This window comes from Acinetobacter sp. WC-141 (assembly GCF_000313935.1).
GTDB lineage: Bacteria > Pseudomonadota > Gammaproteobacteria > Pseudomonadales > Moraxellaceae > Acinetobacter.
In genome coordinates, this window is the sequence record NZ_AMSS01000054.1 from 71359 (window position 1) to 86151 (window position 14793).

14 protein-coding genes are annotated in these 14793 nt (G+C 39.3%); 6 read left to right on the forward strand and 8 right to left on the reverse strand.

Annotated features, from left to right (window positions below; translation table 11 throughout):
• Positions 1 to 19: 19 nt before the first annotated feature.
• From ACINWC141_RS11700 to phoR, 3 genes are all read left to right on the forward strand, one after another.
• Positions 20 to 691: a TetR/AcrR family transcriptional regulator gene (locus ACINWC141_RS11700; protein ID WP_009391386.1), complete on the forward strand. Its 672-nt coding sequence runs from the start codon at positions 20 to 22 to the stop codon at positions 689 to 691.
• Positions 692 to 945: 254 nt separating this feature from the next.
• Positions 946 to 1656: a phosphate regulon transcriptional regulator PhoB gene (gene phoB, locus ACINWC141_RS11705; protein ID WP_000650776.1), complete on the forward strand. Its 711-nt coding sequence runs from the start codon at positions 946 to 948 to the stop codon at positions 1654 to 1656.
• A gap of 9 nt (positions 1657 to 1665) precedes the next feature.
• Entirely contained in the window at positions 1666 to 3024 is a 1359-nt protein-coding gene (gene phoR, locus ACINWC141_RS11710) for a phosphate regulon sensor histidine kinase PhoR (protein WP_009391354.1), read from the forward strand.
• Between the two features lie 65 nt (positions 3025 to 3089).
• Here the strand turns inward: phoR and ACINWC141_RS11715 are convergent, their stop codons facing one another.
• Entirely contained in the window at positions 3090 to 4286 is a 1197-nt protein-coding gene (locus ACINWC141_RS11715) for an alpha/beta fold hydrolase (protein ID WP_009391359.1), read from the reverse strand.
• A gap of 241 nt (positions 4287 to 4527) precedes the next feature.
• Here ACINWC141_RS11715 and ACINWC141_RS11720 point away from each other — a divergent pair, with 241 nt between their 5' ends.
• Positions 4528 to 5289, forward strand: a complete 762-nt coding sequence (locus ACINWC141_RS11720; protein ID WP_034678457.1) for an AcfC family putative adhesin — start codon at positions 4528 to 4530, stop codon at positions 5287 to 5289.
• 30 nt (positions 5290 to 5319) lie between these two features.
• Here the strand turns inward: ACINWC141_RS11720 and ACINWC141_RS11725 are convergent, their stop codons facing one another.
• The 4 genes from ACINWC141_RS11725 to pncB all read right to left on the reverse strand — a co-directional run bounded on the left by ACINWC141_RS11725 (position 5320) and on the right by pncB (position 10015).
• On the reverse strand, positions 5320 to 6540 hold the full coding sequence (locus ACINWC141_RS11725; RefSeq protein WP_009391331.1) for an acetamidase/formamidase family protein: 1221 nt from the start codon (positions 6538 to 6540) through the stop codon (positions 5320 to 5322).
• Between the two features lie 424 nt (positions 6541 to 6964).
• A complete protein-coding gene (gene asd / locus ACINWC141_RS11730; RefSeq protein ID WP_009391371.1) occupies positions 6965 to 7816 on the reverse strand; it encodes an archaetidylserine decarboxylase in 852 nt (283 codons plus the stop codon).
• A complete protein-coding gene (locus tag ACINWC141_RS11735) occupies positions 7813 to 8661 on the reverse strand; it encodes a sulfurtransferase (protein WP_009391366.1) in 849 nt (282 codons plus the stop codon). Before ACINWC141_RS11735 ends, asd begins: the two co-directional genes overlap by 4 nt.
• A gap of 139 nt (positions 8662 to 8800) precedes the next feature.
• Entirely contained in the window at positions 8801 to 10015 is a 1215-nt protein-coding gene (gene pncB / locus ACINWC141_RS11740; protein WP_034678459.1) for a nicotinate phosphoribosyltransferase, read from the reverse strand.
• 168 nt (positions 10016 to 10183) lie between these two features.
• Between pncB and dtd the strand changes: the two genes are divergently transcribed.
• Positions 10184 to 10627, forward strand: coding sequence for a D-aminoacyl-tRNA deacylase (gene dtd, locus ACINWC141_RS11745; protein ID WP_009391425.1), 444 nt, complete (start codon positions 10184 to 10186; stop codon positions 10625 to 10627).
• 43 nt (positions 10628 to 10670) lie between these two features.
• Here dtd and ACINWC141_RS11750 read toward each other — a convergent pair whose 3' ends face one another.
• The 3 genes from ACINWC141_RS11750 to serB form a co-directional block, all read right to left on the reverse strand.
• Complete coding sequence (locus ACINWC141_RS11750; protein WP_009391355.1) at positions 10671 to 11150, reverse strand: hypothetical protein; 480 nt, start codon at positions 11148 to 11150, stop codon at positions 10671 to 10673.
• Positions 11151 to 11401: 251 nt separating this feature from the next.
• On the reverse strand, positions 11402 to 11737 hold the full coding sequence (gene aciT / locus ACINWC141_RS11755) for a ciprofloxacin tolerance protein AciT (RefSeq protein ID WP_002119105.1): 336 nt from the start codon (positions 11735 to 11737) through the stop codon (positions 11402 to 11404).
• A gap of 409 nt (positions 11738 to 12146) precedes the next feature.
• Entirely contained in the window at positions 12147 to 13370 is a 1224-nt protein-coding gene (serB, locus tag ACINWC141_RS11760; RefSeq protein WP_034678463.1) for a phosphoserine phosphatase SerB, read from the reverse strand.
• Positions 13371 to 13429: 59 nt separating this feature from the next.
• On the opposite strand from serB, the gene ACINWC141_RS11765 reads away from it, so the two are divergent.
• Positions 13430 to 14737: a hypothetical protein gene (locus tag ACINWC141_RS11765; RefSeq protein ID WP_081400124.1), complete on the forward strand. Its 1308-nt coding sequence runs from the start codon at positions 13430 to 13432 to the stop codon at positions 14735 to 14737.
• The last annotated feature ends 56 nt before the right edge of the window (positions 14738 to 14793 follow it).

Consider the following 14793-nt stretch of genomic DNA (forward strand, 5'->3'; position numbering starts at 1 on the left):
ATTAGGACACGACTTATTTATGGCGACAAACGACTCAACCAGTAAAAAGAAAACAAAAACTGTGAGTAAAGAACGTCAGTTCAAAGGGTTATCTCTATCTGAACGTAAAGAGGCACGCCGTGAAAAACTGATTGAAGCAGGTATTGCGACCTACGGAACGCTCGGTTTTTTTTCAGTGACCGTCAAGGATGTCTGCCAAGAAGCAAAACTCACAGAACGCTATTTTTATGAATCATTTAAAAAGAGTGAAGATTTATTCCAAACCATCTTTTTAAAAATGATTGAAGAATTACAGCAAAACTTAATGCAAGCTGTCATTAAAGCGACACCCGATCCAGAAAAAATGGTGGATGCTGGCTTAAGAGCGCTTCTGACGACATTAAAAAACGATCCAAGATTAGCTCGCATTGTCTATGTTGACGCAGTTTTGGTCCAAGAATTACATAATCAGGCCACCATTCAAGAGACACTTGCGCAATTTGATCGCATGATTCAGGCCTTTGTTATGTTGACCATGCCGCAAATTCAACATCATGAAAATGAGCTCTCTTTAATCGCCACTGGCTTAAATGGATATGTCACTCAAATTGCAATTCGATGGGTCATGGGAGGGTTTGAGCAGTCTCTTGAGCAGGTTTTAACCGCGTGCCGCATTGTTTTCTTATCTTTATTAGCTCAAGTTTCAAAATAATATTAAAGTTTTTTGACAGCCATAAATGTGCAAAACTAGTTAAGCTATTCAAGTGATAACCTGTTGAATGATTTTAAGAAAATTAAAGTATTCGTGTCACAATTTGGTCATACCTTTGCCTTACTTTTGTCACAAATTATTGCTAAATTTAATTTTATAGACTTTTCTGCAATGAAATTGTCATAATTAATCTTTGTAATAAGCCTGTCATAACTACAAAACGGTTCACCGTTAAATCTATAGGATATTGCGCTGTGAAAGATGACTATATTTTAATTGTCGATGATGAGCTTCCTATTCGTGAAATGATCCATACTTCTTTGGACATGGCAGGCTTTCAGTGTTTACAGGCAGAAGATGCCAAACAAGCTCATCAAATTATCGTCGACCAACGTCCGGCGCTTATCTTGCTTGATTGGATGTTACCTGGAGGCGTAAGTGGTGTTGATTTATGTCGCCGCTTAAAACGAGATGAAAACCTGGCAGAAATTCCGGTCATTATGTTGACTGCCCGCGGAGAAGAAGACCATAAAGTACAAGGTCTTGACGCAGGTGCAGATGACTACATGACTAAGCCGTTCTCAACACGTGAACTGGTTTCACGTATTAAGGCAGTTCTTCGTCGTGCTAATGCATTAAGTGGCGAAAAAACCATTGATGCCAATGGATTAATTCTTGATCCTGTAAGCCAGCGTGTTAGCTTTGGCAACAGCATTTTAGATATGGGTCCAACTGAATACCGCTTACTTGCGTTTTTTATGACCCATCCAGAGCGTGCATATACACGTGCCCAGTTGCTCGATCAGGTGTGGGGCGGTAATGTATATATTGAAGATCGAACTATCGATGTACATATCCGTCGTTTACGTAAAGTTTTAGAACCTTTCGGTGTTGACCGATTTGTTCAGACTGTGCGTGGAACAGGCTACCGCTTCTCAACACGTGCAGATTTAGCCGCAGGTTAACCAAGATTTATGTATGAACCCTACCCCGTCCCCGAACAGGTACGTGAACAAAAGCTTTCCCGCTACAGTAGTTTATGGACGTTTGCCAAACAAGATTTACGGCTCTTATTATTTTTTCTAATTATTGCCGGTTTAGTCGGTTTAGGCCTTGGGTATTTCTGGAGCTGTATTTTTATCGCCTTTGTGGTGTTCTTTACACTCCAGTTGCGTTCTTTATATCTGGTCAATGACTGGATTGCGAATAAGCCTTATGACGTTCCTCCAAATCTTAACGGGATTTGGGGGGCATTATTATTTAATGTTTACCGTGCTCAGCGTCAGGAGCGAATTGTTCAGGCCGAAATGGTCGGTTTAATTGACCGAGCTCAATCATCTTTGGTTGCACTTGCTGAAGCCGTTGTTTTGATTGATGACCAACATCAAATCGAATGGTGGAACCCTGCTGCTGAACGTTTGTTAGGCATCAGCCCTCTCGACCGTGGTCGAAATCTATTAACGATTTTACGCCAGCCGACCTTTATTGAATATTTTAACAATATTGATCAGGCACCCGATGGTATCAAGCTCCACTCTAATTTTGATGATGACCGTTATGTACAGGTTAAACTCACAAGATTTGGTGGAGAAAGTCGTTTATTGGTGGCTTACGACGTTACGCGTATGCACAACCTTGAACAAATGCGTAAAGACTTCGTCGATAATATTTCTCATGAACTTCGTACGCCTTTAACGGTACTGAGTGGTTATATCGAGACATTTACCGATCAGGAAGATATTAGTCCACGCTGGAAACGAGCATTTGATCAGATGCAGTCACAAACCAAACGCATGAATGCTTTGGTAAATGATTTACTACTGTTATCAAATTTAGAAAACAACAAGAAAGTTGCAAAAAATCAGATTATTGAAATGCCGAGCTTAATGAATCAACTCTTTGATGATGCTCAGGCCTACAATGCGGATTATGGACACACGCTCAATTTACATATTGATAGTCACTGTGACCTGATTGGTTCTGACATGGAAATTGCCAGCGCGTTTAGTAACTTAATTACCAATGCTATTAAGTACACACCAAAAGGTGGAACCATTACCATTGGTTGGCACGATGACGGTGAACACGCTTACTTTAGTGTACAAGACACAGGCATCGGGATTAACCCAAAACATTTACCACGTTTAACTGAACGCTTCTACCGAGTTGACAGCGACCGTAGTCGTCAAACTGGTGGTACAGGTTTAGGTTTGGCCATTGTGAAACACGTATTGATGCAACATGGCGCGTATTTAGATGTGCAATCTAAAGAAAATGAAGGTTCAACGTTTACTGTAGTTTTTCCAAAAGAAAGACTATATAACATGACCTAAATCCCTCTTCAAATATAAAAAGCCGGCTCATCAGTAGTCGGCTTTTTTGTAGCATTTAAACCCAATTACTTAGAAGTTGAGCAATAGGACTTGGTCTCATTTTTCTCGATTATGTTTAAAAAGTGAGTGGCAAAAGTATTGCTCTGACGCAGTGCATCGCGATGATCTCCGCCATCAATCGTTTGATAGATGGTCGGTTTTTTTAATTTACATAGCTGCTGATAATAAGCAGATGTCCCTCTAGGGTCGACTAAATGATCTTTAGAACCCTGAACAATCATTAATGGTACGGTCGGCACCATATTTTCAATGGACTGTTGTTTTAGATAAGCCAAAAGAGGTTTTAAGTCTGCATTAGGGCGAAATATGCTAGAAGGAGATTTCTTCAAATCAGTTTGAAGTTCAGATAAACAGCGGCTGCGCGCTTGAGTTAGCACCGTGTTCATTTCTGGACTAACTAAATTTTCAGGAACAATACTTGGTTCTGCGGCTTGTGCTCCCAATAATACAATCGGAAAAAAAGCAGCCACACTAGGTTCTGGGTTCGGATTAGTTTTCACGTATTCTGCAATACCCTCATATTGATAGCCGCCTGGCGCAAGAGCGATCGCTCCTTTTAAATCTAATTCGGGTGCATCTTTTTGACCATAGGCAGATACGGCAATTGCCGCAGCCCCGCCTTGACTGTGCCCCATCACCAACCACTGTTTATTAAAATTTTTAGGCTTAAGTACATGTAATGCCCGCACAGCATCGACCACCGTATGGAGCTGGCTCTTTGCATTCATATATGGATGCGCACCTAATGTACCTAGACCTTGATAATCAGGTGCGACAACTGCATAGCCACGTGCAAGCCATGCATCTAAAGCTTTGGAAGCAACTTCTTGGTATGAATGAACTGGTCCGCCCACATAATCACCCGAAGGTGCACATGTGTCGGCAACTCCCGTCGTACCATGCGCCCAAGCAAGTACAGGCCAGCCATTTTTTGGAGGTGTGCCTTTAGGTAATAAAATAAAAGCCGATGCAACAATAGCTTCGCCCTGAATACCTCGACTACGATAATTTACTAATAAGCGCTGATCTGCATGAGGAAATAAACTCGTCACATCTTGCTGTTCTAGAGACAATATTGAACCCGGTTTTTCGCTCACAATTTGCTTATCCAAATCTGTAATTGGAGAAGCCGTAGCAGAGCCAGACACTAAACACGCACAGCTAAGTAAAGTATTTAAAAAAGAATTACTTTTTCTAATCAAGGGATTACTCCTCTATTATTTACACTATATATTTTTAAATAAACAATTTATAAAATATAAATTACCATAAAATTATCAATATTTATATTCAAAGTAAAATAAATTACCTTTATATAACCACTTAAAATTTAATTAAAATATATTTTAAAGAAACGCATTATAAATATCGTTGCAAAAATTAATCACATTTAAATAATAAAAAATATATGCTGATATTTTCTTAATTACTATAGCAATCAAAATGTCAAAACAATATAAATTTATACAGTACCTGCTTTACCTTATTCTCGGTTCTCTATCAATGCATAGCTTTGCAGATGTACAAGTATATGGTCCTGGTGGGCCAGCACCCGCCATGAAAGAAGCAGCCAAACAATTCACCAATAAAACTGGTATAGCAGTTCAGGTGACGTCTGGCCCTACTTCTCAATGGTCTGAAAAAGCGAAACTAGACGCCGATGTTATCTATAGTGGTTCCGAAGCGATGATGTCTGATTTCGAAAATGCTTTTTCTGAACACATTATAAAAGACTCGGTAGAACCTTTATATTTACGTCCAGCGGCCATTTTAGTAAGGCAAGGAAACCCTAAAAATATTAAAGGATTTAAAGACCTAGCTAAACCCGGTATTAAAGTTTTAGTGACCCATGGTGCAGGTCAAGTTGGCATGTGGGAAGATATTGCTGGCAGAACCGGAAATATTCAATTAACAAAATCCTTTCGAAAGAATATCGTCACCTATGCAGCCAATACAGGTATTGCCAAGAAAAACTGGGAAGAAAATAATAGTTACGATGCTTGGTTAGTCTTTAATATTTGGGGAATTAGTAGCCCAAACGTTGGACAAATTATTCCTATCGAACCAGAGCTGGTTGTCTATCGTGATACAGGTGTTGCCTTAACCAAACATAGTTTAAAAGACGCTGAAGCTAAACGCTTTGTAGAGTTTTTATCGTCTCAGCAAGGTAATGCTATTTTCAAAAAATATGGTTGGACTAAATAGTTAAAAAAGGGAGCTCAGCTCCCTTTTTCATTACTTACTTTCAAACTCTTTAAAATCTGCTTTTCTGATTTTTGCATGAATACCTTTGGTTTTATCTACAACTTGTGAAACTTCAAAATCAGTTGCGGCACTTAAATACGCATATGCTGTCGCCTCATCAATCCCGTATTCTTGGTTTAAGAAACGAATGGCTTCACGTGTAGACTTTTTCATGGCTTCATCTAAATCTTCATCAAGTCCCGGCGTAATCCAGAACTCAGCATTTTCAGCTAAAGGCTGTTTTAAATCTTTGCCTGGTATTTTGTCTTTACCTGCCTTGAGCAAGGTAAATTTCAGCGTCGCACGTGCGGAAGCTTCTAGAGCAGTTAATGCTACTTCACCATCCCCTTGCGCAAAATGGCTATCACCCGTATAGAATAACGCGCCCTTGACCTGAACAGGATAATAAGCCGTTGAACCTGCACCTAACTCATTAATATCAATATTTCCACCATACAGTGCAGGGGGTACAGAGTGAACAGGTTCAGACGTATTTGCTGCTACGCCCATAATTCCCATAAAAGGATATAGCGGAAAACGTATTGATTTACCCGACTCTGTTTTTAATACCCCTTCGTATTCACCTTGAGCATTTTTTTCAATGGGGGTGAAAATTGAGACATTTCCATAGTGTTCAGGATGCTCAGCCGAGGCGTTTTCTTGTTTTGCTTTTTTAGGAAATTCTCCCGCTAAAGCACCTTTACCATGTCTGTTGGAAATAACACCGTAAGGTACACGCGGCTCCACTTTAAGTACTTCAACTTTCAAAATATCGCCGGGCTGTGCACCTTCAATTGCAACAGGACCTGTCACAATATGTGGTCCATCTTTATGAAAATCATGCTTTAATTTCGACTGCGTAATCGTTTTTGCATCTTCCAATATTTCATTAGCTTTTACACCTTTCGATTGAAAGAACTTTTCAGCATTACGTCCTTGGTCTTCAAGCAAACCTTCATGAGAAACCGTATCAAATGTCACGACACTACCCGACGGAACAGTAAGAACGGGTTTAGCATCCCGATTTGGTAAATAACCCCATGTGATCGTATTTAAGGTAGAGGGAACATAATAATTACCTTTATATTCGCCACTTTGAAGTTGGGTAGGTTGTTTTGAAATTTGATTTAAAACTTTAAAATCATTGGCATGGCTGAGTGAAATGCAAAGCACAGATAAAACCGAAGCTGTCAGGCGTTTAACTTTTAACATGATTTCAGAACCTAAAAAATATGAAAATTACAGTAAGGTGCTGAATAATTAGCAATCATTGTGCCAAAGCTTTATTTATGTATGACCTAAAATATTATTCTCAGTTCTAGGAATTGAATAAATTTTTTATATTTAATACCTTATCTTTAAATAAAATTAAAATTACGACTTAAGTCTAACTTAAATATTTCTTTCTATTTTTGTTTATAAAATTTCAATCATATTAATATTTTGCTCTCTTCAGACACATATTTATCATCTAGCTCATGTAATGTACTCATTTAGATCACTTAATAACAATTATATTCCATATTATATAAATCCAAAAATAGTTATATATTTTACTTTTATATAATTTAAATAAAAATAAACCCTGAATAATTAAACTCAGGGTTTATATATTTTCTAAGGGTGATATGGTTTACTAAACTGTATGTCCCATGCGCTCGCCCATTACAACAACAGACTCAGCTTTAAAACGTTGTTCCCACTCGATCTTATCTTTTTCAAATAAAATAACGGCAGTAGAACCTAAATAAAAACGTCCAAGCTCGGCACCTTTCTCTAGCTTCAACTGATGATGCTGTAATTCGATACGACCTGAAGGTTTTACCTTGCCTGTCGCCACAGTTTCGATACCTGCAACAATCATTGCACCCACTAGAACAACAGCCATACGGCCAAGTTCAGTATCAAATAAACACACCATACGTTCATTACGGGCAAATAGTCCCGGTACATTTTCAGCCGTCACCTGATTTACCGAAAATAACTCACCTGGTACATACAAAGTTTCAGTTAATGTGCCTGCAAACGGCATATGAACACGATGGTAATCGCGCGGTGACAAATAAACCGTTGCAAACTCGCCTTCTTGAAACGGCTGAGCAAGTTGTGGGTCGCCAATTAATTTTTCTACAGAAAAACTTTGGCCTTTTGCCTGAAATACTTCACCCGCAGTAATTTTACCAATCTGAGAAATGGCGCCATCAGCAGGTGACACGATGCTATCTGCCTTTTCGTCAACCAGACGTACACCATCTTTTAAAGCACGAGTAAAAAATTCATTAAAAGACTTATATTTTAATGCATTGCCTTGCTCAGCAATTGATAAATCAATCCCATATTTGGTTTTAAATGCATGAATAACAGCAGTTTTCACAACTGGATTTTCACTCGCTGCAACTTTACCTACCACTCGGCTCAATTGGTGCTGCGGAACGAGATTTTGCACTTTAATAAATAATTCTTTTTTTAATCGAGATGTGAAACTCACGACGGTGATTCTCCAGTAATAATAGGACTATCGAGGCGATTGCCCCATTCACTCCACGCACCATCATAGGCTTTTGCTTCCCAGCCCAAGAGTCTAGCCAAGATATAGGCCAAACCGGAACGGTGATGTGACTGGCAGTATACGACCACAGGTTGTTTTAAATCGAACCCAAGTTGTTCAAGACGCTGCCGCGTGCGTTCAAGCGGATGCAATTTTAGATGATTTTCACGATTAAGTGCAGTACTCCATTCAAAATGGAGTGCATTTGGAATGTGACCGCCGCGTCGCGCTGCTAAACGGACACCGCTATATTCATCACTTGTCCGGCAATCCCACAATTGAATACTTTCTTGTTCGACTTGTTTTCGTAGTTCTTCATAGTTCACTCGGAACTGAGCAGCATGCGATAAATCAATTTGAATTAAATTATCAACCCGAGGAATTTCTTCAATTTCGGCAATCGTTGGCAAGCCTGCTCCTAGCCATGCATGAATACCACCATTAATTAAACTGGTGCGGGTAAATCCTAAGCAATGTAAATTCCAGATTAAACGCCCCGCCCACGCTCCGCCTTCATCGTCATAGACCACAACATGATGATTAGGTGAAATATTCAATTTTTCAATAAGTGCTTGTAAACCTGCTTCATCTGGTAAAACGCCCGTAGCTTCTTCGTGTTGAGCCACTAACCATTTAGGTTGTAAGTGAATGGCGTGTGGAATATGGAGTTGTTCATAAACAGACGCACGGCTCAAATCTATAATGCGAATATATTCATTGCCTAAATAAGGCACTAACTCTTCTGCTTCTATTAATAAATCGAGTTTAAAATCAGGGAGGGTCATCGTCATGGTTTCTTTTTATACCAGCTTAATTTCATATTAGCATAAGCATATATCTAACAAACTCTGATTTTCTGCAACTCTTTAGCAGAAAATCAGATATCAGCATTCTTACCTTTAAAAATAGCGGGACTACTTTTACTTAAACCACTTCTTCAAGTTCTTCGATTTCAAAAACCTGACGTAAATAGGCTAAGAACGTATCATTATCAGTCATGGTTTTACCCGGACTATCAGAGATTTTGGCAACTGACTGACCATTACACTCCACCAATTTCAACACAATATTGAGCGGCTTTTGTCCCATGTCATTGGTCAAATTGGTTCCAATACCAAAACTCACCTGAAAACGATCTTTGAAGTATTGGTGTAATTCCCATGCTTTTGGCAAATTAAGCCCATCGCTAAAGGTCAGCATCTTGGTTTTAGTATCAATTTTTAATTTTCGGTAGTGCGCGTATGCCTTATCACCCCATTCATAGGGGTCACCACTGTCATGACGCAAGCCATCAAATAATTTTGCGAAATACAGATCAAAATCTCTTAGAAAAGCATCCATACCCACTACATCGGTTAGGGCAATTCCTAAATCGCCACGGTACTCTTGTACCCATGTTTCTAAAGCAGCTTTCTGGAAATCACGCAGTCTTACATCAAGCGCCTGAAACGCCTGTAAAAACTCATGGGCCATGGTTCCAATTGGTGTGATGTTTAACTCTTTAGCAAGCAATACATTACTTGTACCACGAAACACATTTGGAACAGTTTTATGAAAGGCAGCAACCACATGTTTTTGCCATTCAAAGCTATAACGGCGACGTGTACCAAAGTCAGAGACTAAAAATGGCGGGTCATTCGGTTTTTGAGTTTTTTCATATTGCTGAATCAATTCAAGCTTGGCTTGTAAACGGCGCTCACCCTCAGCCCATACTTCATCAGTTTTAATACGGCTAAAATAAAGTTCATTTACAATCGCCAATACAAAAATTTCAAACATCATGGCTTGAACCATTGGACCTTCAATATGAATATCCAAACGACCTTCGGCATCGATGCTCGCCCGAATAAAGCGTCGCTTTAGTTGAAAGAGTTCCAAATAATCAACAAAGTCACTTTTTATAAAGCGTAATTTACGCAAATATTGTAGTTCGTCTTCTTTATATTTGAGATTGCATAAATGGTCGAGTTGCTCATTTAAGTCATCCAAAATATCTACTAGTGGATAGACAGTATCTTCTAAATTTCTACAGCGGAAATGATAGACACTATGGGTTTGCGGGAATTTATGCAAAACCACTTGTAACATCGTAAATTTGTACAAGTCTGTATCTAGTAAAGAATGGATAATTGGAGACATAGTCAATGATTATTCGCTTGCTTCTTAGCATTAAAGCATATTTTTAGAAACGAATTGCGAGCTTTTAGACCATTGTTGCAATTCCATGAAATTTCCTTTTAAAAATCATTTAATTTAAATTCTGCTAAACTAAACCAATTCAATTAATTGCAGAAATTTGCTTTAACTATGCGCGCTTTAATACAACGAGTTCTTGAAGCCAAAGTGGTGGTTGACGGTGAGACGACTGGTGAAATCCAACACGGACTACTGGTTTTTTTAGGCATCGGTCGAGATGACACTTTAGCAATTGGCCAGAAGCTTATTGATAAGATTTTGAAATATCGTATTTTTGATGACGAACAAGGCAAAATGGGCTGGAATGTCTCTCAAGCAAATGGAGGAATCCTGCTTGTTTCACAATTTACCCTGATGGCTCAAACGCAAAAAGGTTTACGTCCAGATTTTGGTCCAGCCATGCCACCAGCAGATGCCAAAGCGCTGTATGAACAGTTGGTTGAATATACACATTCACAATTTGAAAAAGTTCAAACTGGTATTTTTGCAGCCGATATGAAGGTTCATCTCATTAATGATGGTCCGGTGACGTTCAATCTAGAAGTCGAAGCATAGATATAAAAAAACTCCCGAACGGGAGTTTTTTTATATCGGGCGATTAACGACCAGTTTTCTCTTTAATAAAAGCACGTGCCTGACGTACTTTATCTTTAACTGGTTTTGGCAACTTAGGTGGAATAAGTCTAGCTACTTGGTTAAACCAAACGAGTAGGCTGAAGTCACCTTCCATTTTAATACTGCCGTTTTGCATACCCGTCATAAATGCTGTTGGGTCACCTTTAATTAAAGTTTTTACACCCTGTTCGCTATCTGCAAACTGCAAGATAAAATCAGCTTTTTCAGGTGCGCCTGCAACCGTGTCAATATGGCCATTATTAATAATGATCTGACGTGCAACACCTAAATCCGTACCGATCTGAATACGGAATGCGCGGTCATGAATCAGTTCAATAAACTTAGGGCTAGTACGCGCCAACTGCTTCATACGCAGCACTAAACCTGCTACCAATAAATCTAACGGGTCTGTACTGACATCAACGAGAGGTAATTTGATTACAGGTATAGAAGAAAGTTTCATGAACATTCACGCCTATTGTATTTTTATGAAAACTTTAGAGCAAAACTCAGCAAGAACATACCATTGCGTGAGTTTTGTGCATCAACTGATAATTTTTAGCTGGCAACGCAATCTAGATGAAACGTCAACCGACTTATGTATCGTAGCATAACTGGCTATTTTTTAATAAATGCTTTGTATAATAAAAATCACGTTTCGTAAATAAAAAAGGCATGCTGTGCATACCTTTTTACTGTTGGATAACAATTTAATTATCGGCTAGAACATTGCTGCTGATCATCTTCATATACTGGCGTGTGTTCTATATATTGGCGATTTGCCAAAGCCTTTTGTGCCTGTTTATCCTCACGTAACAAAATAAATGTAACCATTACCATCGCTAGACTTAGTGCAGTTAAATAACTATATGTGACTGGCATTTCAAAAGTGACTTGAACTCCAAAACGGACCACTTCCAATAGCCCCCAAAAGAACATCCCTGCAAGCATAAAACCAAGCCAACGACGGTAAGGAGAAAAGAAAACAGCAACAAGCGCGACAGCAATCAAGCTGAATCCGGCGATAGCGGCAAAATTCGCTGTTACCATAGAAACCTCCGTCTTAATGAAAACGTCTAAAAACATTCGGTCTTAAAAACCCGACCTCATTCCAAAAACAACTTTAATTCATAATTTGTGTTGAAGCTTAGGATGCATTATGGATGTTTTTTTTTAGAAAAAAAGACCCGTTTTTTCTTAATGCGACATACTTTGTCGCAACATTCTTTTGTCATTACATTTTTGTAAAATTCAAAAAGTTCGATTCCCTATATGGCATCAATTCTGGCGTGTCATTACAAAAAAATATGCTGTTTTTAAGGAGCTAAATAAGTTTTTTTCAGATTTTTTTATTGCCTTTTTTCTGTGCACGATTTGAGCATAACATGCTTGATTTTATAACTATTCTGCATAAAAAAAGCGCTACTCTGAAGTAGCGCTTAAAGCTTAACCTTATAGGTTAAGCACGGTTTAAATCTTTGTCATGCATGCCGAGTAAATACAGCACTCCATCCAAGCCAACACTTGAAATAGCCTGATTTGCATTTTGACGAACTAAAGGTTTAGCACGATAAGCAACCCCAAGCCCTGCAATCGCAAGCATGGGTAAATCATTTGCACCATCGCCTACTGCCATGGCTTGTTCTAAAGAAATATCCATTTTATTCGCAAGCTCGCGTAATAGCTCAGCTTTACGGGCGCCATCAACAATTGCGCCTTTCACTTCACCTGTTACGAAACCGTCTTGCACATCTAAAATATTGGCATGAACTTCATCAATACCAAGTTTACCTTGTAGATATTCAGCAAAATACTGGAATCCGCCAGATAAAATTGCCGTTTTATAACCTAGTGCTTTCAAGGTCGAGATAAGACGCTCTGCACCTTCAGTAATAGTTAAACGTTCAGCAATTTTAGGCAAAACAGCTGCATCAAGCCCTTTTAATAATGCAACACGGGCACGGAAGCTTTGTTGGAAGTCCAATTCACCTTGCATCGCTCTTTCAGTAATTTCAGCAACTTGCTCGCCTACCCCTGCTTCAATCGCCAACTCATCAATCACTTCTTGTTCAATGAGTGTTGAGTCCATATCGAAACAAACTAAACGGCGATTACGTCGATACGCATTGTCTTCTTGAACAGCAACATCAATGTTTAATTCACTTGAAAGAAGTAAACAGGCAGCACGCATAGCTTGTGCATCTAAAGTCGGACCACTGCTTAAACCAAACTGTACACATGCACGACGTGGGAATGCGCTATTCTTTTCAAAGTCGACACGGCCTGATAACCGGGTAACAGTTTCAATGTTAAAGCCTTGGGTAGACACAATTTGTGTAACTGCTTGTAAATGTGCAGCAGTGAGTTCAGGTGCTAAAGCCGTGACGATATAACGAGTACGGCCCCCTTCACTTACCCATTGATCGTATTCTGCGCCTGTGATTGGTTTAAAGCGCACTGTTAAGCCAATATCATGTGCTAAAATCAGAATTTCTTTCATTGCCAATGCGGTTGCAGTTTCATTTTCAGAAGCGACCACAATGCCCAATGTTAGTTGATTATGAATAACAGCCTGACCTACATCCAGTATTTGCAATGAATGTACGGATAGCACTTGCATTAATCGGGTAAACTGGTTTGGTTGGTCTGGTCCTAAAAAGGATATAAGAATGATTTCTCGCATGAATTGACTCTAGTCTGAGTGACAACTATTGTAAGAATCATAATCGAATTTCAATATAATTGCCTTGGAAGTTTAACTTGATTGCGCCTAGACAAGGGCTATTTGCTAGCCTACTGATCGTTAGTTTTGCATTGCATACCTTTTTATTGGTGATTGCAACGACACACCAGCTCAATGAAAACCGTGCGAGTCAAGGTCAGCTCATGACCAGTCAGCTCGTTGCAGACAGCTTATCCGAGCTAGAACCGGCAAATACGGTATCTTTAGCTCTGATTGCCAATCGCTATGCGACCAATCCAAGCGTTGCGTCTATTCGCATTCTTGATGCCAATAAACAAGTGTTGGCAACGAGTGGAATTTCAAAAACTCGCCAAGGTGAGATTTTTGCTCGCGATGCGCTGCAAAATGAAAAGAAAGTGGGCTCTATCGAGATTACGCTGATTCAGCCAAGTATTGGGGAAATTCTTCGCACTCAATGGCTGGCAATCTTAGCTTCTTTGTTTTTGCATGTTTTATTATGGCTTGCTTATCGCGCGATTGCTCGTCCAACCCGTAGCGAATACTTGGCACGCATTAACGAAGAAAACCGCTTAAAACATGAAATTCAGCAGTTAACTCAGGCATTGGCTCTAGAAAAACAAAATACAGTAACGTTGGTTGCTCAAGCTCAACAACAAGCCAAAGGTAAACCAGCGGCTCGTCCACAGCCAGAGAAAACCGCAGATTCAGCTGACCAACATACTTTGGCGCTCAATATCCAGTTTTATGACCCTAAACAGTTATTAAGCAGTGTTAACCAATCAGTATCTGTTCCGTACTTTAAACTCTGTCAGCTCTTTTTAAACAAGAGCATTGAGTTATGCGTTAAGCATTACCAATTGAAGCTAACAGATATTGAAGTGGTAAATGAGTTTAATGCCGATGGTGCGACACTTGCGATTTCAACTTCGCATAGTCACGCTGTAGAGTGTCTGCTTATGATTGGAACTGTATTCCAACTGCTCTCTGATGTTTTATATAAACGTTATCGCGAAGATAAACGCTTTGCTTTGCAAACTCGTAGCGCAACTTGTAATGCTGTAGAAGCCATGCAAATTGATGCCAAAGAAGCTGCTCAACGTTTAGCACAGCATCTTCATGCGAAAGAATCTGCTTTATATCTTGAGAATGATCAACTCAAGGCAATTCAAGACAGCTATCAACTTGTTGCAATGCCAAACCCAAGTAATGTCATGACTCGTCATGCCTTTATGATTAATGGCATGAATGCAGAGTGCGCTGAACTTGCTCAAAATATCCGAACTGAAATTTTGATGGGAAAAAAATCAATCCCACAAAATGATAGTCCAAGTAGTGCAGCTTCGTAAAAAGTAAGTGCACACAACAGAACCTAGCCTTTTGGCTAGGTTTTTTTATTTAAATT

Excerpts from the sequence above, each read along its gene's own strand:
- ACINWC141_RS11700 (WP_009391386.1), top strand. The coding sequence starts at position 20 with ATGGCGACAAACGACTCAACCAGTAAAAAGAAAACAAAAACTGTGAGT.
- phoR (WP_009391354.1), top strand. The coding sequence starts at position 1,666 with ATGTATGAACCCTACCCCGTCCCCGAACAGGTACGTGAACAAAAGCTT.
- ACINWC141_RS11720 (WP_034678457.1), top strand. The coding sequence starts at position 4,528 with ATGTCAAAACAATATAAATTTATACAGTACCTGCTTTACCTTATTCTC.
- ACINWC141_RS11725 (WP_009391331.1), bottom strand. The coding sequence starts at position 6,540 with ATGTTAAAAGTTAAACGCCTGACAGCTTCGGTTTTATCTGTGCTTTGC.
- ACINWC141_RS11735 (WP_009391366.1), bottom strand. The coding sequence starts at position 8,661 with ATGACCCTCCCTGATTTTAAACTCGATTTATTAATAGAAGCAGAAGAG.
- pncB (WP_034678459.1), bottom strand. The coding sequence starts at position 10,015 with ATGTCTCCAATTATCCATTCTTTACTAGATACAGACTTGTACAAATTT.
- dtd (WP_009391425.1), top strand. The coding sequence starts at position 10,184 with ATGCGCGCTTTAATACAACGAGTTCTTGAAGCCAAAGTGGTGGTTGAC.
- ACINWC141_RS11750 (WP_009391355.1), bottom strand. The coding sequence starts at position 11,150 with ATGAAACTTTCTTCTATACCTGTAATCAAATTACCTCTCGTTGATGTC.
- aciT (WP_002119105.1), bottom strand. The coding sequence starts at position 11,737 with ATGGTAACAGCGAATTTTGCCGCTATCGCCGGATTCAGCTTGATTGCT.
- serB (WP_034678463.1), bottom strand. The coding sequence starts at position 13,370 with ATGCGAGAAATCATTCTTATATCCTTTTTAGGACCAGACCAACCAAAC.